Source organism: Peribacillus sp. P4_C12 (genome assembly GCF_056402095.1).
Map to the genome: position 1 here is coordinate 1 of NZ_JBFUIB010001101.1, position 676 is coordinate 676.

Annotated in this window: 1 protein-coding gene; it reads right to left on the minus strand. The window is 37.3% G+C overall.

Annotated elements, in window-relative coordinates:
- The coding region (locus AC1DUW_RS31560) for an NAD(P)/FAD-dependent oxidoreductase (RefSeq protein ID WP_477644544.1) at window positions 1–676 on the minus strand (676 nt) is incomplete at both ends.

Below are 676 nucleotides of genomic sequence, written 5' to 3' on the forward strand. Positions count from 1 at the left end.
GAAGAAACAAAACCATAGTTTACAATAACAGCATCCACATCAATGATCTCTTCACCTTCGCCAGATACATGTTCAAGAACTACTTGCTTAATCTTACTTTCATCACCAATCAATACAGTTGGGACATAAGGAGTCTTTATCTCAACCTTAGAATTTTGGAGATTCATTACGCTATGCTCATGTGCACGAAATTTATCGCGGCGATGAACAAGCATTACCTTTTCAGCAATTGACACAAGCATTAACGACCAGTCAACCGCTGAATCTCCTCCACCAAAAACAATGACTTTTTTACCGGCAAATTGATTAAGATTATCAATAAAGTAATGGAGATTTTCCCCTTCATATTGAGATGCGTTATCTAATTCAACTCGACGAGGATGAAACGCTCCATTTCCTGCCGTAATAATAACAGCCTTAGAATAATGAATCTCTTCGTTAGTTGTTAATTTGAAAGTTCCATCTTCCTGCTTCTCAAGTTGTTCAACTGACTGCCCTAACACAACCGTCTGCGAAAATATAGACATTTGTTCCTTTAGATTTTTTACAAGATCTTGCGCATGAACTTTTGGAAATCCCGCAACATCGTAAATATATTTTTCCGGATAAAGTGCAGACAATTGTCCTCCAAGTGATGGAAGGCTTTCAATAATTTTAACCGATAATTGCCTCATTC